This is a genomic window from Pseudomonas sp. PVC-3-1 (genome assembly GCF_057444315.1).
The window spans coordinates 4104136-4122117 of sequence record NZ_CM172023.1 but is presented as its reverse complement, the minus strand read 5'-3'; the positions used below and the strand labels follow the sequence as shown (position 1 = coordinate 4122117).

At 64.7% G+C, this 17982-nt stretch carries 15 protein-coding genes; 9 read left to right on the top strand and 6 right to left on the bottom strand.

The window, feature by feature from the left end; genetic code table 11:
* Nucleotides 1-14 precede the first annotated feature (14 nt).
* Genes nuoG through nuoN form a run of 8 tightly spaced genes read left to right on the top strand, consistent with a single transcriptional unit; the run spans nucleotide 15 to nucleotide 9988 of the window.
* Complete coding sequence (gene nuoG / locus AC2T4A_RS19035) at nucleotides 15-2729, top strand: NADH-quinone oxidoreductase subunit NuoG (RefSeq protein ID WP_486741530.1); 2715 nt, start codon at nucleotides 15-17, stop codon at nucleotides 2727-2729.
* A gap of 11 nt (nucleotides 2730-2740) precedes the next feature.
* Nucleotides 2741-3730: an NADH-quinone oxidoreductase subunit NuoH gene (gene nuoH, locus AC2T4A_RS19030; protein WP_416751526.1), complete on the top strand. Its 990-nt coding sequence runs from the start codon at nucleotides 2741-2743 to the stop codon at nucleotides 3728-3730.
* Nucleotides 3731-3741: 11 nt separating this feature from the next.
* The gene (gene nuoI / locus AC2T4A_RS19025) at nucleotides 3742-4290 is read left to right on the top strand and encodes an NADH-quinone oxidoreductase subunit NuoI (protein WP_045214743.1); all 549 of its coding nucleotides are present in this window, start codon (nucleotides 3742-3744) and stop codon (nucleotides 4288-4290) included.
* 11 nt (nucleotides 4291-4301) lie between these two features.
* On the top strand, nucleotides 4302-4802 hold the full coding sequence (nuoJ, locus tag AC2T4A_RS19020; protein WP_017517115.1) for an NADH-quinone oxidoreductase subunit J: 501 nt from the start codon (nucleotides 4302-4304) through the stop codon (nucleotides 4800-4802).
* Between the two features lie 4 nt (nucleotides 4803-4806).
* On the top strand, nucleotides 4807-5115 hold the full coding sequence (nuoK, locus tag AC2T4A_RS19015) for an NADH-quinone oxidoreductase subunit NuoK (protein WP_017517116.1): 309 nt from the start codon (nucleotides 4807-4809) through the stop codon (nucleotides 5113-5115).
* Nucleotides 5112-6959, top strand: coding sequence for an NADH-quinone oxidoreductase subunit L (gene nuoL, locus AC2T4A_RS19010; RefSeq protein WP_054909447.1), 1848 nt, complete (start codon nucleotides 5112-5114; stop codon nucleotides 6957-6959). The genes nuoK and nuoL overlap by 4 nt, the downstream gene beginning before the upstream one ends.
* Before the next feature lie 28 nt (nucleotides 6960-6987).
* The gene (nuoM, locus tag AC2T4A_RS19005) at nucleotides 6988-8517 is read left to right on the top strand and encodes an NADH-quinone oxidoreductase subunit M (protein ID WP_017517118.1); all 1530 of its coding nucleotides are present in this window, start codon (nucleotides 6988-6990) and stop codon (nucleotides 8515-8517) included.
* Nucleotides 8518-8524: 7 nt separating this feature from the next.
* Nucleotides 8525-9988 carry an NADH-quinone oxidoreductase subunit NuoN gene (nuoN, locus tag AC2T4A_RS19000; protein WP_416751507.1) on the top strand — a complete coding sequence of 488 codons (1464 nt, stop codon included), beginning with the start codon at nucleotides 8525-8527 and terminating at the stop codon, nucleotides 9986-9988.
* 158 nt (nucleotides 9989-10146) lie between these two features.
* On the opposite strand, the gene AC2T4A_RS18995 is transcribed toward nuoN, so the two are convergent.
* Together AC2T4A_RS18995 and AC2T4A_RS18990 are read right to left on the bottom strand one after the other, a co-directional pair.
* Nucleotides 10147-11214 carry an AI-2E family transporter gene (locus tag AC2T4A_RS18995; RefSeq protein WP_416751509.1) on the bottom strand — a complete coding sequence of 356 codons (1068 nt, stop codon included), beginning with the start codon at nucleotides 11212-11214 and terminating at the stop codon, nucleotides 10147-10149.
* Between the two features lie 106 nt (nucleotides 11215-11320).
* Complete coding sequence (locus AC2T4A_RS18990) at nucleotides 11321-12640, bottom strand: Na+/H+ antiporter family protein (protein WP_416751511.1); 1320 nt, start codon at nucleotides 12638-12640, stop codon at nucleotides 11321-11323.
* A gap of 294 nt (nucleotides 12641-12934) precedes the next feature.
* Between AC2T4A_RS18990 and AC2T4A_RS18985 the strand changes: the two genes are divergently transcribed.
* Nucleotides 12935-15079 carry a methyl-accepting chemotaxis protein gene (locus AC2T4A_RS18985; protein WP_486741529.1) on the top strand — a complete coding sequence of 715 codons (2145 nt, stop codon included), beginning with the start codon at nucleotides 12935-12937 and terminating at the stop codon, nucleotides 15077-15079.
* Nucleotides 15080-15300: 221 nt separating this feature from the next.
* On the opposite strand, the gene AC2T4A_RS18980 is transcribed toward AC2T4A_RS18985, so the two are convergent.
* The 4 genes from AC2T4A_RS18980 to AC2T4A_RS18965 are packed head-to-tail and all read right to left on the bottom strand — an operon-like array spanning nucleotide 15301 to nucleotide 17913.
* Complete coding sequence (locus AC2T4A_RS18980; RefSeq protein WP_486741528.1) at nucleotides 15301-16620, bottom strand: ATP-binding protein; 1320 nt, start codon at nucleotides 16618-16620, stop codon at nucleotides 15301-15303.
* Nucleotides 16617-17291 carry a response regulator transcription factor gene (locus AC2T4A_RS18975; RefSeq protein WP_416751893.1) on the bottom strand — a complete coding sequence of 225 codons (675 nt, stop codon included), beginning with the start codon at nucleotides 17289-17291 and terminating at the stop codon, nucleotides 16617-16619. Before AC2T4A_RS18975 ends, AC2T4A_RS18980 begins: the two co-directional genes overlap by 4 nt.
* Complete coding sequence (locus AC2T4A_RS18970) at nucleotides 17291-17605, bottom strand: PepSY domain-containing protein (protein ID WP_416751891.1); 315 nt, start codon at nucleotides 17603-17605, stop codon at nucleotides 17291-17293. Before AC2T4A_RS18970 ends, AC2T4A_RS18975 begins: the two co-directional genes overlap by 1 nt.
* Nucleotides 17605-17913: a PepSY domain-containing protein gene (locus tag AC2T4A_RS18965; protein ID WP_416751889.1), complete on the bottom strand. Its 309-nt coding sequence runs from the start codon at nucleotides 17911-17913 to the stop codon at nucleotides 17605-17607. Before AC2T4A_RS18965 ends, AC2T4A_RS18970 begins: the two co-directional genes overlap by 1 nt.
* Between the last annotated feature and the right edge of the window lie 69 nt (nucleotides 17914-17982).

Below are 17982 nucleotides of genomic sequence, written 5' to 3'. Positions count from 1 at the left end.
GAAGACTTAGACCCATGGCCACGATCCACGTAGACGGCAAGACGTTAGAAGTCGATGGAGCGGACAACCTGTTGCAGGCCTGTCTCTCCCTCGGTCTCGACATCCCCTACTTCTGCTGGCACCCGGCGCTCGGAAGCGTCGGCGCATGCCGCCAGTGCGCGGTCAAGCAGTACACCGACGAGAACGACAAACGCGGTCGTCTCGTCATGTCCTGCATGACTCCCGCCACCGACAACACCTGGATTTCCATCGAAGACGAAGAGGCCAAGCAGTTCCGCGCCAGCGTCGTCGAATGGCTGATGACCAACCACCCGCACGACTGCCCGGTCTGCGAGGAAGGCGGTCACTGCCACCTGCAGGACATGACGGTGATGACCGGTCACAACCAGCGCCGGTACCGTTTCACCAAGCGCACCCACCAGAACCAGGAGCTCGGCCCGTTCATCGCCCACGAGATGAACCGCTGCATCGCCTGCTACCGCTGCGTCCGTTACTACAAGGACTACGCCGGCGGCACCGACCTGGGCGTCTACGGCGCGCACGACAACGTCTACTTCGGCCGGATCGAGGACGGTGTGCTGGAGAGCGAATTCTCCGGCAACCTGACCGAGGTCTGCCCGACCGGCGTGTTCACCGACAAGACCCACTCCGAGCGCTACAACCGCAAGTGGGACATGCAGTTCGCCCCGAGCATCTGCCATGGCTGCTCCAGCGGCTGCAACATCAGCCCCGGCGAGCGCTACGGTGAAATTCGCCGCATCGAGAACCGCTACAACGGCTCGGTGAACCACTACTTCCTGTGCGACCGCGGCCGCTTCGGCTACGGCTACGTCAACCGCGAAGACCGCCCGCGTCAGCCACAGCTGATGCTGAGCAAGCAGAAGCTCTCGCTGGATGGCGCCCTGGACCAGACCGCAGCCCTGCTCAAGGGCCGCAAGGTCATCGGCATCGGTTCGCCACGTGCCAGCCTGGAAAGCAACTACGCCCTGGTCGAACTGGTCGGCGCGCAGAACTTCTACAGCGGCATCTGCGCTGACGAACTGCAACGCCTGCAGCTGGTGCTGAAAGTCATGCAGGACGGCCCGCTGCCGGTGCCGACCATCCGTGACATCGAAGACCACGACGCGGTATTCGTGCTCGGCGAAGACCTGACCCAGACCGCAGCCCGTATCGCCCTGGCCCTGCGCCAGTCGGTAAAAGGCAAGGGCGAGGACATGGCCGCCGCGATGAAGATCCAGCCGTGGCTCGACGCCGCGGTGAAGACCATCGCTCAGCACGAGATGAACCCGCTGTTCATCGCCAGCCTCGATGAAACCCGCCTGGACGATGTCGCCGCCGAGTGCGTGCACGCTGCCACCGAAGACCTGGCTCGCCTGGGCTTTGCCGTGGCCCACGCCATCGATTCCAGCGCCCCGGCCGTTGCCGGCCTCGACGCCGAAGCCGCCGCCCTCGCCCAGCGCATCGCCGATGCCCTGGTCGCCGCCAAGCGTCCGCTGGTCATCTCCGGCACCTCGCTGGGCAGCAACGCCCTGATCGAAGCCGCGGCCAACATCGCCAGCGCGCTGAAGAACCGCGAGAAGAATGGCTCCCTGAGTCTGGTGGTTCCGGAAGCCAACAGCCTGGGCCTGGCCCTCTTCGGCGGTGACTCCGTGGAAGCCGCTCTCGAGCAGCTGACCTCCGGCGCCGCCGATGCCGTGGTGATCCTGGAGAACGACCTGTACCGCCGCGCCGACGCCGCCGCTGTCGATGCCGCCCTGGCCGCTGCGAAGATCGTCGTCGTCGCCGATCACCAGCAGACTGCCACCAGCGCCAAGGCCACCGTCCTGCTGCCGGCCGCCAGCTTCGCCGAAGGCGATGGCACCTTGGTCAGCCAGGAAGGTCGCGCCCAGCGCTTCTTCCAGGTCTTTGATCCGACCTACTACAACGCCGACAACCTGGTCCGCGAAGGCTGGCGCTGGCTGCACGCCCTGCACAGTACCCTCGAAGGCAAGCGTGTCGACTGGACCCAGCTGGACCACGTGATCGACGCCGTCGTCGCCGCCAAGCCGCAACTGGCCGGCATCCGCGAAGCCGCGCCGAACGCCGCGTTCCGCATCAAGGGCCTGAAGCTGGCGCGCGAACCGCACCGCTACTCCGGCCGTACCTCGATGCGCGCCAACATCAATGTCAGCGAGCCGCGTCAGCCGCAGGACATCGACTCCGCGTTCGCCTTCTCCATGGAAGGTTACGCCGGCAGCAGCGAACCTCGTCAGCAGATTCCGTTCGCCTGGTCTCCGGGCTGGAACTCCCCGCAGGCCTGGAACAAGTTCCAGGACGAAGTCGGTGGCCACCTGCGTGCCGGCGATCCGGGCGTACGCCTGATCGAGGCCAAGGGCGAGGCCCTGTGGTTCAGCGAGATTCCTGCGCCGTTCCACACTGCCGCCAGCCAGTTCAAGGTGGTGCCCTTCTATCACCTGTTCGGCAGCGAGGAGAACTCCTCGAAAGCCGCTCCGGTGCAGGAACGCATCCCGCAGACCTACGTCACCCTGGCCAAGGCCGAGGCTGACCGCCTGGGCGTCAACGAAGGTGCAATCATCCGCCTGACCGTCAAGGGCCAGGAACTGCGTTTGCCGCTGCGTGTGAGCGAAGAGCTTGGCGCCGGTCTGGTCGCTCTGCCGATCGGTCTGCAAGGCATTCCCGCCGGTGTCATCGGCGCCGTGGCTGAAGGTCTGCAGGAGGCTGCGCAATGAGTTTGATGAGCATGAGCTGGCTGACACCCGCCGTCGTCGACATCATCATCGAAGTCATCAAGGCCATCGTCATCCTGCTCGCCGTGGTCGTCTGCGGCGCGCTGCTCAGCTGGGTCGAGCGTCGTCTGCTCGGCCTCTGGCAGGACCGTTACGGTCCGAACCGGGTCGGCCCCTTCGGTGCCTTCCAGCTCGGCGCCGACATGCTGAAGATGTTCTTCAAGGAAGACTGGACCCCGCCGTTCGCCGACAAGATGATCTTCACCCTCGCGCCCATGATTGCCATGGGTGCGCTGCTGGTGGCCTTCGCTGTCATCCCGATCACCCCGACCTGGGGCGTGGCGGACCTGAACATCGGCATCCTGTTCTTCTTCGCCATGGCCGGCCTGACCGTTTACGCGGTGCTGTTCGCCGGCTGGTCGAGCAACAACAAGTTCGCCCTCCTCGGCAGCCTGCGCGCGTCGGCCCAGACCATCTCCTACGAGGTGTTCCTGGCTCTGTCGCTGATGGGCATCGTCGCCCAGGTCGGTTCGTTCAGCCTGCGCGACATCGTCGATTACCAGGCCGAGCACATGTGGTTCATCATCCCGCAGTTCTTCGGCTTCATGACCTTCTTCGTCGCCGGCGTCGCCGTGACTCACCGTCACCCGTTCGACCAGCCCGAAGCCGAGCAGGAACTGGCCGACGGTTACCACATCGAGTACGCCGGCATGAAATGGGGCATGTTCTTCGTCGGCGAGTACATCGGCATCGTGCTGGTGTCCGCGCTGCTGGCGACCCTGTTCTTCGGCGGCTGGCACGGTCCCTTCGGCATCCTGCCGCAGATCCCGTTCTTCTGGTTCGCCCTGAAAACCGGCTTCTTCATCATGATGTTCATTCTGCTGCGGGCTTCCATCCCACGCCCGCGCTATGACCAGGTGATGGCCTTCAGCTGGAAGTTCTGCCTCCCGCTGACCCTGATCAACCTGCTGGTGACCGGCGCTGTCGTGCTGGCGACCCAGTAAGGAGTACGACCATGATCAAGTACATTTTCGACGTGGTGCACGGCACCTACACCCAGCTGCGCAGCCTGGTGATGATCTTCGGTCACGCCTTCCGCAAGCGTGACACCCTGCAATACCCGGAAGAGGCCGTGTACCTGCCGCCGCGCTACCGCGGCCGCATCGTCCTCACCCGCGACCCCGACGGCGAGGAGCGCTGCGTAGCGTGCAACCTGTGCGCAGTAGCCTGCCCGGTTGGCTGCATCGCCCTGCAGAAGGCCGAGGCCGAAGACGGTCGCTGGTACCCCGAGTTCTTCCGCATCAACTTCTCCCGCTGCATCTTCTGCGGCCTGTGCGAAGAAGCCTGCCCGACCACCGCGATCCAGCTGACCCCGGATTTCGAGATGGGCGAGTTCAAGCGCCAGGACCTGGTCTACGAGAAGGAAGACCTGCTGATCTCCGGCCCCGGCAAGAACCCGGACTACAACTTCTACCGCGTTGCCGGCATGGCCATCGCCGGCAAGCCGAAAGGCGCCGCGCAGAACGAGGCCGAACCGATCAACGTCAAGAGCCTGCTGCCGTAAGGAGACGTCGCGTGGAATTCGCTTTCTACTTCGCCGCCGGCGTCGCCGTGCTGGCAACCTTCCGGGTCATCACCAACAGCAACCCGGTGCATGCCCTGCTCTACCTCATCATTTCGCTGCTGGCGGTATCGATGACCTTCTTCAGCCTCGGCGCTCCGTTCGCCGGCGCCCTGGAAATCATCGTCTACGCCGGCGCGATCATGGTGCTGTTCGTCTTCGTGGTCATGATGCTCAACCTCGGCCCGGCGATTGCCGAGCAGGAACGCAAGTGGCTCAAGCCCGGTGTCTGGATCGGCCCCGGCGCCCTGGCTGCCGTGCTGCTGGTCGAACTGCTGTGGATGCTCTCGCGCACCCCGAGCGGTATCGGTATCGGCCACACCACCGTGGACGCCAAGGCCGTGGGCATCAGCCTGTTCGGCCCGTACCTGCTGGTCGTCGAACTGGCCTCGATGCTGCTGCTGGCGGCACTGGTCGCCGCCTACCACCTCGGCCGCCACGAAGCGAAGGACTAACACCATGAATGCAATCCCTCTCGAACACGGACTGGCGCTCGCCGGTGTGCTGTTCTGCTTCGGCCTGGTGGGCCTGATGGTACGACGCAACATCCTGTTCGTACTGATGAGCCTGGAAGTGATGATGAACGCCGCTGCTCTGGCCTTCGTGGTCGGTGGCGCCCGCTGGGGCCAGCCTGACGGCCAGGTGATGTTCATCCTGGTGCTCAGCCTGGCTGCGGCCGAGGCCAGCATTGGCCTGGCGATCCTGCTCCAGCTGTATCGCCGCTTCCATACCCTCGATATCGACGCTGCCAGCGAGATGCGCGGATGAACCTGCTGCCCCTTACTTTCCTGTTCCCCCTGGTCGGCTTCCTGCTGCTCTCGTTCTCGCGCGGCAAGTGGTCGGAAAATCTCTCGGCACTGGTCGGTGTCGGCTCCGTGGGCCTGGCCGCCCTCTCCGCCTTCTGGGCGATCTGGAGCTTCCACAGCAACCCGCCCGAAGGTGGAGCCTACAGCCTGGTGCTGTGGCAATGGATGAGCGTTGGCGACTTCAAGACCAACTTCACCCTTTACCTGGACGGGCTTTCGGTCACCATGCTCGGCGTCGTCACCGGCGTCGGCTTCCTGATCCACCTGTTCGCCTCCTGGTACATGCGCGGTGAAACCGGCTACTCGCGGTTCTTCGCGTACACCAACCTGTTCATCGCCAGCATGCTGTTCCTGGTGCTGGGCGATAACCTGCTGTTCATGTACTTCGGCTGGGAAGGCGTGGGCCTGTGCTCCTACCTGCTGATCGGTTTCTATTACAACCACGTACCGAACGGCAACGCGGCGCTCAAGGCCTTCATCGTGACCCGCGTGGGTGACGTGTTCTTCGCCATCGGCATGTTCATCCTGTTCCAGCACCTGGGCACACTGAACATCCAGGAACTGCTGGTCCTGGCTCCGCAGCACTTCGCCAAGGGCGACCTGTGGATCAACCTGGCGACCCTGATGCTGCTCGGCGGCGCCGTCGGCAAATCCGCCCAGCTGCCGTTGCAGACCTGGCTGGCCGACGCGATGGCCGGCCCGACTCCGGTCTCCGCGCTGATCCACGCCGCCACCATGGTGACCGCGGGCGTCTACCTGATCGCCCGCTGCCACGGCCTGTTCGAGCTGGCTCCGAACGTCCTGGAGCTGGTCGGCATCATTGGCGCCGTGACCCTGGTACTGGCCGGCTTCGCCGCGCTGGTGCAGACCGACATCAAGCGCATCCTCGCCTACTCGACCATGAGCCAGATCGGCTACATGTTCCTGGCCCTGGGCGTGGGTGCCTGGGGTGGCGCGATCTTCCACCTGATGACCCACGCCTTCTTCAAGGCCCTGCTGTTCCTTGCTTCGGGTGCGGTGATCGTCGCCTGCCACCACGAGCAGAACATCTTCAAGATGGGTGGCCTGTGGAAGAAACTGCCGCTGGCCTACGCGAGCTTCGTGGTCGGTGGTGCCGCTCTGTCCGCCCTGCCCTTCCTGACCGCCGGCTTCTACTCCAAGGACGAGATCCTCTGGGAAGCCTTCGCCAGCGGTCACCAGAACCTGCTGATCGCCGGTCTGGTTGGCGCGTTCATGACTTCGCTGTACACCTTCCGCCTGATCTTCATCGCCTTCCACGGCGAAGCGAAGACCGAAGCGCACGCTGGCCATGGCATCAGCCACTGGCTGCCGCTGGGTGTCCTGATCGTGCTCTCCACCTTCATCGGCGCGCTGATCACTCCGCCGCTGGCCGGCGTCCTGCCGGAAAGCGCCGGCCACGCCGGTGGTGAAGCCAAGCACAGCCTGGAAATCGCCTCGGGCGCCATCGCCATCGCCGGTATCCTGCTGGCGGGCCTGCTGTTCCTCGGCAAGCGCCGCTTCGTCAGCGCCGTCGCCCAGAGCGCACCGGGCCGCTTCTTCGGCACCTGGTGGTACCACGCCTGGGGCTTCGACTGGCTGTACGACAAGCTGTTCGTGAAACCCTACCTGCTGATCTGCCGCCTGCTGGCCGCGGACCCGATCGACAAGACCCTGGTCCTGGTTCCGCTCACCGCCCGCGGTGGCAACAAACTCCTCAGCCTCACCGAGAACGGCCGCCTGCGTTGGTACGCCGCTTCCCTGGTGGGTGGCGCCGCGCTGCTCCTCGGCGCGCTGCTGCTGGCTTAATGAATTCACGAAAGAGATTGAGCCCGACATGATTCTGCCCTGGCTAATCCTGATCCCCTTCATCGGCGGCTTCCTTTGCTGGATCGCCGAGTACACCAGCAAGACCCTGCCTCGCTGGGTCGCCCTGGGATCGATGGTCCTCACCCTGGCCCTGAGCCTGTGGGTGTGGCACACCGGCGACTTCCAGCTGGCCCCGGCGCCGGGTGGCGAGCCGCAGTGGACACTGGAATTCAAGCTGTCCTGGATCGAGCGTTTCGGCATCAGCTTCCACCTGGCAATGGACGGCCTGTCCCTGCTGATGGTCGCGCTGACCGGCCTGCTCGGCGTGCTGTCCGTCCTCTGCTCGTGGAACGAGATCCAGCGCCGCATCGGCTTCTTCCACCTGAACCTGCTGTGGATTCTGGGCGGTGTGATCGGCGTGTTCCTCGCCGTCGACCTGTTCCTGTTCTTCTTCTTCTGGGAAATGATGCTGGTGCCGATGTACTTCCTCATCGCGCTCTGGGGTCATAGCTCGGACGATGGCAAGAAGACCCGCATCTACGCCGCCACCAAGTTCTTCATCTTCACCCAGGCCAGCGGCCTGGTGATGCTGGTGGCGATCCTGGGTCTGGTATTCGTGCACTACAACAGCACCGGCGTGCTGACCTTCAACTACGCCGACCTGCTGAAGACCCAGTTGCCGCCGCACACCGAGTGGATCCTGATGCTCGGCTTCTTCGTCGCCTTCGCGGTGAAAATGCCGGTTGTGCCGGTGCACTCCTGGCTGCCCGATGCCCACGCCCAGGCGCCGACCGCTGGCTCCGTGGACCTGGCCGGCATCCTGCTGAAGACCGCCGCCTACGGCCTGATCCGCTTTGCCCTGCCGCTGTTCCCCAATGCCTCGGCCGAGTTTGCCCCGATCGCCATGACCCTGGGTCTGATCGGCATATTCTACGGCGCCTTCCTGTCGTTCGCGCAGACCGACATCAAGCGTCTGGTGGCCTACTCCTCCGTGTCGCACATGGGCTTCGTGATGATCGGCATCTACTCCGGCAGCCCCCAGGCGCTGCAGGGTGTAGTCGTGCAGATGATCGCCCACGGCCTCTCCGCCGCTGCGCTGTTCATCCTGTGTGGCCAACTGTACGAGCGCCTGCACACCCGTGACATGCGCAAGATGGGCGGCCTGTGGTCGCGCATCCCGTACCTGCCAGCCGTGGCCCTGTTCTTCGCCACCGCGTCGCTGGGTCTGCCGGGCACCGGCAACTTCGTCGGCGAATTCCTGATCCTGCTGGGCAGCTTCAAGGTCGTTCCGGTGATCACCGTGATCGCCACCTTCGGCCTGGTGTTCGGCTCGGTCTACTCGCTGATCATGATCCACCGCGCCTACTTCGGCCCGGCCAAGTCCGACACCGCCATCGCCGGCCTGAACGCCCGCGAGCTGCTCATGGTGCTCGGCCTGGCGGTGCTGCTGATCGTGCTCGGCGTCTACCCGCAGCCGGTCCTCGACACCTCCGCGGCAACCATGCACGGCGTCCAGCAATGGCTGGGTGCCGCCCTCTCCACTCTGGCAGCACGGTAAGCGCGAAATGACCTTCACGATTCAACACTTCATCGCGCTCCTGCCACTGCTCATCACCAGCGCCACCCTGGTGGTGGTGATGCTCGCGGTAGCCTGGAAGCGTAACCACTCGATGACCGCCACCCTCTCGGTGATCGGTCTGAACCTGGCCCTGCTGTCGATCATCCCGGTGCTGAAAGTCACCCCGATCGAAGTCACCCCGCTCATGGTGGTCGACAACTTCGCCTGCTTCTACATGGCCCTGATCCTGATCGGCGCCCTGGCCTGCACCACCCTCGCCCACGCCTATATGGAAAGCTTCCCGGGCAACCGCGAGGAACTGTACCTGCTCCTGCTGCTCTCTACCGCGGGCGGCCTGGTACTGGTCAGCGCGCAGAACCTGGCCGGTCTGTTCATCGGCCTGGAACTGCTGTCGGTGCCGGTCTACGGCATGGTGGCCTACGCCTTCTTCAACAAGCGCACCCTGGAAGCGGGCATCAAGTACACCGTACTGTCCGCCGCTGGTTCCGCGTTCCTGCTGTTTGGCATGGCCCTGCTTTATGCCGAATCCGGCAGCCTGGGCTTCTCGGCTATCGGTGCATCGCTGGCGGAAGGCACCAGCCATGGCCCGCTGCTGTCCATCGGCGTCGGCATGATGGTCGTCGGCCTGGGCTTCAAGCTGTCCCTCGCGCCGTTCCATCTGTGGACCCCGGACGTCTACGAAGGCGCCCCGGCCCCGGTTGCCACCTTCCTGGCCACTACCGCCAAGGTCGCCGTGTTCGCCGTGCTGCTGCGCCTGTTCCAGATCGCTCCGGCGGCCCTGAACAACGGTCTGCTGCATGACGCCATCGCGGTCATTGCCATCGCCTCGATCCTGATCGGCAACCTGCTGGCGCTGACCCAGAGCAACATCAAGCGCCTGCTGGGCTACTCGTCCATCGCCCACTTCGGCTACCTGCTGATCGCCCTGGTGGCGAGCAAGGGCCTGGCCGTGGAAGCAGTCGGCGTCTACCTGACCACCTACGTCGTCACCACCCTGGGCGCCTTCGGCGTGGTCACCCTGATGTCCACCCCGTACAGCGGCCGCGACGCCGACGCACTGTTCGAGTACCGCGGCCTGTTCTGGCGCCGTCCGGTGCTGACCGCGGTGATGACCGTGATGATGCTGTCCCTGGCCGGCATCCCGCTGACCGCCGGCTTCATCGGCAAGTTCTACATCGTCGCAACCGGCGTCGAGTCCCAGCACTGGTGGCTGGTCGGCGCCCTGGTACTGGGCAGCGCCATCGGCCTGTTCTACTACCTGCGCGTAATGGTGACCATGTTCCTGGTCGAGCCGAACATGAAGCGCCACGACGCGCCCCTGGACTGGGCCCAGCGCGCCGGCGGCATCATGCTGGTAGCCATCGCCCTGCTCGCCTTCTTCCTCGGCGTCTACCCGCAACCGCTGCTGGACATCCTCCAGCACAGCGGGCTGGTAGCCATCGCCGGCTAAGATCGACAGGCAATAAAAACCCCGCTTCGGCGGGGTTTTTTATTGGCCGGAGTTCCTCCTAGCGCGGCTCGGCTTTTCGTAGGAGCGAGCTTGCTCGCGAACAGAACCCGCTGCGGGGCCCGGTTCGCGAGCAAGCTCGCTCCTACAGATCCGGCGCCTTACTCCGCCGGCTTGGGCGCTTCGCCTTCACGCCCGGTGAAGAGGTCCCACGACGCCATGAACAGTGCCGCGATCAACGGCCCGATGACGAAGCCGTTGAGGCCAAACAGCGACATGCCACCAAGGGTGGAAATCAGCACCACGTAGTCGGGCATCTTGGTGTCCTTGCCAACCAGGATCGGGCGCAGGATGTTGTCCACCAGGCCGATCACCACGACGCAGAACAGCGTCAGCACCACGCCTTGCCAGATCGCACCGGTGAGCAGGAAGTAGGCCGCCACCGGTACCCAGATCAATCCGGCACCGATGGCTGGCAGCAGCGAGAGGAAGGCCATCAGCGTGCCCCAGAGCAGCGAACCCTGGATGCCGAGGAACCAGAAAATCAGCCCACCCAGCGCGCCCTGGGTCGCAGCGACGGCGATGTTGCCCTTTACCGTGGCGCGGATCACCGTGGTGAATTTGGTGAACAGGTGCTGCTTGTGTTCCCCACTCAGCGGCACAGCCTGCTTGATCCGCTTGCCCAGGGTCGGCCCATCGCGCAGGAGGAAGAACAACAGGTAGAGCATGATGCCGAAGCTGATGACGAACTCGAAGGTGTTCTGGCCGATGCTGAACGCCTTGGTGGCGACCAGTTGGCTGGCCTGCATCGCCCCTGCCGAGAGTTTTTCCTGCAGGCTGGAGAGGTCAGCCAGATCGAAGCGTTCCAGCAACTGGTGGGCCCAGCCCGGCAGCGCGGCGACCGCCTGCTGGTAGTAAGAGATGAAATTCAGCTCACCCGACTTCAGTCGCTGGTAGACGGTTGCGCCTTCCTGCACCAGCGCGCCGGCGATGAAGGTCACCGGCAGGATCACGATCAGGAAGCACACGGCGAGGGAAATCAGCGCGGCGAGATTGTTGCGCCCGTTGAGTTTCACCCGCAGGCGGCGCTGCAACGGGGCAAAGATGATCGCCAGAATGGTGCCCCAGAAGACTGCCCCGTAGAACGGCAGCAGGATCCAGCCGAAGGCGAGTGTCACCACCAGCAGCAGGGCGAGGAACGTCCGGTATTCCAGTTTCGATTCGAACATGAGCGGGTCCAAGGATGGATAAACCTGCTCATTAGTCAGCAGTTGACCCGCCAAGTGCAACTTTCAGCGCGCGATTGCCGCGCGCCAAAGCCTTGCTGGCCGTTTTTCAGAGCACCATGGCGGCCACCCAGCCGAACGCCAGCAGCGGCAGGTTGTAGTGCAGGAAGGTCGGCACCACGGTGTCCCAGATGTGGTTGTGCTGGCCATCGACGTTCAGGCCGGAGGTCGGGCCAAGGGTGGAATCCGACGCCGGAGAGCCCGCATCGCCCAGTGCGCCCGCCGTACCCACGATGCTGACAATGGCCAGCGGGCTGAAGCCCAGGTGCACCGCCAGCGGCACGAAGATCGCGGCGATGATCGGCACCGTGGAAAAGGACGAGCCGATGCCCATGGTCACCAGCAGGCCCACCAGCAGCATCATGAAGGCGCCCAGCGCCTTGCTGCTGCCAATCCAGCCAGCGGCGCTGTCCACCAGGCTGGCGACCTGCCCGGTGGCGGTCATCACCGCCGCAAAGCCCTGGGCGGCGATCATGATGAAGCCGATCATGGCCATCATCTTCATGCCTTCGGTGAACAGATCATCCGCTTCCTTCCAGCGCACCACGCCGGACAGCGAAAACACCAGAAAGCCCACCAGCGCACCGAGAATCATCGAGTCCAGCAGCAGTTGCACGGCAAAGGCCGCTGCCACCGCGACGCCAGCCACCAGCAGGCTCATCTTGCTGTAGGGCGTGTCGACCCGCTCAGCCTGTTCGATGCGCTCCAGGTCGTACTCGCGCTTGCGCCGGTAGCTGAAGAGCACCGCGACCAGCAGGCCGCAGACCATGCCCAGCGCGGGGATCAGCATGGCGTGGGTGACGTTGATGCCCTGCACGTCGACACCCGCGCGAGCCACGTTGGCCAGCAGGATCTGGTTCAGGAAGATATTGCCAAAGCCCACCGGCAGGAACATGTAGGGCGTGATCAGGCCGAAGGTGATGACGCAGGCGATCAGCCGGCGGTCGATCTGCAAGCGCGTCAGCACGTAGAGCAGCGGCGGCACCAGCAGCGGAATGAAGGCGATGTGGATCGGCAGGACATTCTGCGAGGAGATCGCCACCACCAGCAGCAGGCCGACCATCATCCACTTGAAGCCATTGGAACCGTTCGCCTCGTGCCGGCCGAGCATCGACAGGGCGCGATCGGCCAGGGCGTGCGCCATTCCGGAGCGCGCGATGGCCACGGCGAAGGCACCCAGCATGGCGTAGGACAGTGCCACCGTCGCGCCGGCCCCCAGCCCTTCGTTGAACGCCTTGAGCGTGCCGTCCATGCCCAGGCCGCCGAGCAGGCCACCAGCAACGGCCCCGGCGATCAGTGCGACCACCACATGCACGCGACACAGGCTCAGCACCAGCATCAGGCCAATGGCGATCAGCACCGCATTCATCTACTCCACTCCTCTCACGGATCGCCGCGCCAGCGCGCGGGCAAAAGGCGCGCACTCTGCCAAACCCTTGCGGGGGTGTCAAAACCCTTGTCGAATCAAGACGTTTCCGAAATCGCCTGGCGAGAATTTCTGCGCAGTGCGCACGCTTTTTGCCTGGCTTTCTGCCGCCCGTCGTAACGGCACGCCAGAATCGCCTGTTTTCCGGCGTTTCGCCCCGTCACGGGTCAAGAAGATGCGGGAAAGGCCGATATACCTGGCATTCCCGAGGTTTCGTTAAAACAAGGACCCCTCTCCATGTTGCTGCGCCGTCTCTCCATCCAGTGGAAGATCACGTTGCTTGCCGGGCTCTGCCTGCTCGGCGTCGTCTCGCTGCTCTGCGGCCTGTCCGTCTACCGCACACAAACCAGCACCGCACTGGTCAAGCAATCGAGCACGGAAATGCTCGATGAAGCGGCCAAGGCACGCCTGCAGTCGCGTGGCGAAGTCCAGGCCATGCGCATCCAGCGCTACATCATGGATGCCTACCAGTACGGCAAGGGTTTCTCCCGTCAGGTGCTGTTCCTGCGCGACCAGGCGCAGAAGCGCTTCCTCGATGCCTATGACCTGCGCGAAGACCTGACCCGCCAGGTGAAGACCGCACTGGAAGGCAACCCGGAACTGCTGGGCCTCTACGTCGCCTTCGAACCCGACGCGCTGGATGGCAAGGACAAGCTCTTCGCCGGCCAGAGCGAGCTGGGCAGCAACGATGCCGGTCGTTTCTCCATCTACTGGTCCCAGGCAACGCCGGGCCACCTGGAATCCGAGGCCATGGCCGAGTCGCTGCTGCAGGACACCAGCCCCGGTCCCAGCGGCAGCGCCTACAACGCCTGGTTCACCTGCCCCAAGACGACCGGACAGCCCTGCGTGCTCGACCCGTACTTCGATGAAGTGGGCAAGAAGAAGATGCTGATGACCAGCATCGCCTTCCCGCTGGAACTCGACGGCAAGGTCATCGGCGTCATGGGCCTGGACATCAGCATGGAGAAGCTCCAGGAAATCGCCGTAGAGGGCAGCCAGGAACTCTATGACGGCCAGGGCCGCGTCAGCATCGTCAGCGCCGCCGGCCTGCTCGCCGGCCATAGCGCCGATGTCTCCAAACTGAGCAAGAAGCTACAGGAGGTCTACCCGAAACAAGGTGCGGAGCTGCTGCAGGCTATTGCTGCCAACCATGAGCAGGTGTTCCGCCACGACGACCAACTGCGCGTCGTCGAGCCGCTGCAACCGATTCCCGGCTCCAAGCCCTGGGGCGTGCTGCTGGAAGTCCCGCAGAATGTCCTGCTCGGCCCGGCCATCGAGTTGCAGAACGAGCTGGATAACCAGCGCGTGCAGGGCACCGTCTCGCAGCTCGGCTTCGGTCTCATCGCCATCCTGATCGGGCTGTTCGCCATGTGGCTCACCGCGCGCGGCGTGACCCGCCCGATCCTCGGCGTCGCCGCCATGCTGCGCAACATCGCCAGCGGCGAGGGCGACCTGACCAAACGCCTGGATTACGCCGGCAAGGATGAGCTCGGCGAGCTGGCCGGCTGGTTCAACCGCTTCCTCGACAAGCTGCAGCCAATCATCCGCGACGTGAAATCCTCGGTGCATGACGCCCGCGCCACCGCCGACCAGTCTTCGGAGATCGCCAGCCAGACCAGCGCCGGCATGCAGCAGCAATTCCGCGAAGTCGACCAGGTCGCCACCGCCTCCCAGGAGATGAGCGCCACCGCCCATGACGTCGCCAACAGCGCCGCCATGGCCGCCGACGCCGCGCGCGGCGCCGACGGTGCGACCCGCGACGGCCTCAGCGTGATCGACAACACCACCCGCCTGATCGACGAACTGGCCAGCGACATGAGCAGCGCGATGAGCCAGGTGGAAGGTTTGGCGGCGAGCAGCGAGCAGATCGGCTCGGTGCTGGAAGTGATCCGTGGCATCGCCGAACAGACCAACCTGCTGGCACTCAACGCCGCCATCGAAGCGGCCCGTGCCGGTGAAGCGGGTCGTGGCTTCGCGGTGGTTGCCGACGAGGTGCGCAACCTCGCCAAGCGCACCCAGGATTCGGTGGAGGAAATCCGCCAGGTCATCGAAGGCCTGCAGAACGGCACCCGCGATGTGGTCGGCGCGATGAGCAACAGCCACCGCCAGGCGCAGGACAGCGTGAATCAGGTCGAACAGGCCGTGGCGGCGCTGAAGCGCATTGGTGACGCGGTAGGCGTGATCACCGACATGAACCTGCAGATCGCCAGCGCCGCCGAGGAACAGAGCGCGGTGGCCGAGGAGATCAACCGTAACGTCGCTGGCATCCGGGATGTCACCGAGTCGCTGTCGAGCCAGGCGCAGGAATCGGCGCAGGTCAGCCAGTCGCTGAACAAGCTGGCGAACCATCAGCAGGGGTTGATGGATCAGTTCCGCGTTTGACGTCCGCACGTATGCTCTCGTAGGAGCGGAGCTTCTCCGCGATCCGCCGGCAAGGCCGGCGCCAGATCAGGTTCGCGAGCAAGCTCGCTCCTACAGAGAGGCGCCGGTGTTTCCTTGTAGGAGCGAGCTTGCTCGCGAACCGCACGGCAGCACGGCACGGCACGGCACGGAGCCAATCGCGGACGGAGTCCGCTCCTACGAAAGCCGGGTGCAGCTGATAGTCACACCGCGCGCCGCGGCAGCTCCACCACCACGCGCAACCCGCCCAGCTCACTGCCGTCCAGCTTCAGACTGCCACCGCAGGCCGCCGCGATATCCCGTGCGATGCCCAGGCCCAAGCCGTGCCCGGCGACCTGCTCATCCAAGCGCGTGCCGCGCTCCAGAACGCTGTCACGTTGATCCTCGGCGATACCGGGGCCATCGTCGTCCACGCAAAGCCGGTAAGTATCCGCGCCCTTCTCCACGGTCAACCGCACCTGGGCGTCGGCCCATTTGCAGGCGTTGTCCAGCAGGTTGCCGAGCATCTCCAGCAGGTCCTCCCGGTCATACGGCAAGCGCGTGGCAGGTGGCGCCTGCCAGTGGATGGCGAGGTGCTCGCCATGGATGAGCTTGAGCATGTCGCACAGGCTAGGCAGTTCGGCGTCGCAATCGAAGTGCGCGCCGGGCAGCGCCTCGCCCACCAGCCGCGCACGCCCCAGCTCGCGGGCCAGGCGCTGCTCGATCTGCTCCAACTGTTCCTGCAGGACCCGGCGCAACTCGGGGTGGTCGCGCAGCTCCTCGCGGTCTGCGAGGCTGATCAGTACAGCCAGCGGCGTCTTCAGCGCGTGGCCGAGGTTGCCCAGCGCATTGCGCGAACGGCGCAGGGTGTCCTCGGTGTGCTGGAGCAAATGGTTGATCTGCTCCACCAGCGGCTCGAGCTCGCGCGGCGCCTGGCTGTCCAGCTGGCTGCGCTGACCTTCCTGTAGCTGGGCGATCTGCTGGCGCACGCGCTCCAGCGGACGCAAGGCGCGGCGCACGGTGAAGCCCTGGAACACCAGGACCAGCAACAAGGCAAGCGCGCCGGCGCCCAGGCCGATGTTGCGCAGGCGATTGAAACTCTTGAGAACGGGCGTGTAATCCTGCGCAACGACAATGCTGAGCCTCTTGCCGTAGCGCTTGTAATCGCCGCGATAGACCAGCAGGCGCTGGCCTTCCGGGCCTTTCTCCAGCGACTTGGCCAGGCCCTTGTGCGAGGGCAGCTTCAGTTCGTTGTCCCACAGCGAGCGCGAACGCCAGGTCTGGTCGTCGAAGCGGATGACGAAGTAGCGCCCGGAGAACAGCCGCTCATAGGCCGCATCGACGCGCTGGCCGTCCAACTGCAACCCAGCCGGACCTCGGGTGATTCCCACCAGCAGGCTTTCCGCCTCGTCCTGCAGCCCATTCACCAGGTAGCGACGCAAGCCCTGGTCGAACAGCCAGAGCCCCGCCTGGGCCAGCACCAGGCCAACCACCACCAGCACTACGCCGAGCCCGAGTCCGAGTCGGCGCTGGATCGACATCAACGGGCAATACCATTGCCGGTGAAGCGATAACCTTGGCCACGACGGGTCTCGATGATCTCGCGGCCCAGCTTGCGGCGCAGGTGGTTGATGTGCACTTCGATGACATTGGAGTCACGCTCGGTCTCGCCGTCATACAGGTGCTCGGCCAGGTGCGACTTCGACAGCAACTGGCCGGGGTGCAGCATGAAGTAACGCAGCAGGCGGAACTCGGCGGAGGTCAGGTCAACTTCCTTGCCGCCCTGCTGCACGCACTGGCGCGATTCGTCCAGGCTCAGGCCGGCCACTTCCAGCTGGCTCTGGTTGGCCAGCCCGCGGGCGCGGCGCAGCAGCGCCTGGATGCGCAGCAACAGTTCCTCAGGATGGAACGGCTTGGTCAGGTAATCGTCGGCACCGGCTTTGAGTCCATCTATGCGTTCAGCCCAGGAGCCGCGCGCGGTGAGAATCAGTACCGGAATCGAAAGCCCCATGCCGCGCCACTCCTGCAACACGTCCAGCCCTGGGCGGCCCGGCAGGCCGAGGTCTAGGATCACCAGGTCGTAAGGCTCGCTGGCGCCCTGCACGGCGGCATCACGACCGTCGGCCAGCCAGTCCACCGCGTAGCCCTGCCGGGTGAGGGTCGCCAACAGTTCATCGGCCAGGGGTACATGGTCTTCCACCAGCAGCAGGCGCATCAGTCGTCTTCCTTATCCTTGAGGATGCGGCCATCGCGGGCATCCAGTTCCAGTTCGCGCACCACACCGTCAACGGTCAGCAACTCCACTTCATAAATGTAGTTGCCGTGCTCCTTTTCCAGCTCGGCTTCGAGCAGTCGCGAGCCGGGGTAGCGGCTCAGCGCAGCGGGGAGGATTTCCTCGAAGGGGCGGATTACCCCTTCCTTGCTCAGGCGCAGGGCTTCGTCCTGGCTGAGGTCATGGGCCTGCGCGACGCCGGCAATGGCGGCGAGCGCCAGGCCGAGCAGCGCCACGCGCGGCAGAACGGTCTTCATCAGTCATCCTGGTGATCGGTGAGGACTTCGCCGGTGACCGCATCCAGCTCGACATCCCACTTCACGCCCTGGGCGTCCTTGATGTCGACCTTGTACAGATAGCGGCCATGTTCCAGCTCGAGCTCGCTATCGTACACCGAACCACCGGCATGCTTGGCCAGCGCGGTGCGGTTGAGCTCCTCGAAGTTGCGGATGGTGCCCGCATCGCGCAGACGCAGCGCTTCGTCCGGGCCGATGTCGTGGGCTGTAGCGACGCCGGCGCCCAGCAGCAGCGCGGAGAGCGTTGTCAGGATCAGCAGCCATTTCATGAGCTTACCTCGTCAGAATTTCACTGCTGTCAGATTAAGGTGAAGGACTTAATTGAAGCTGAATCAGCA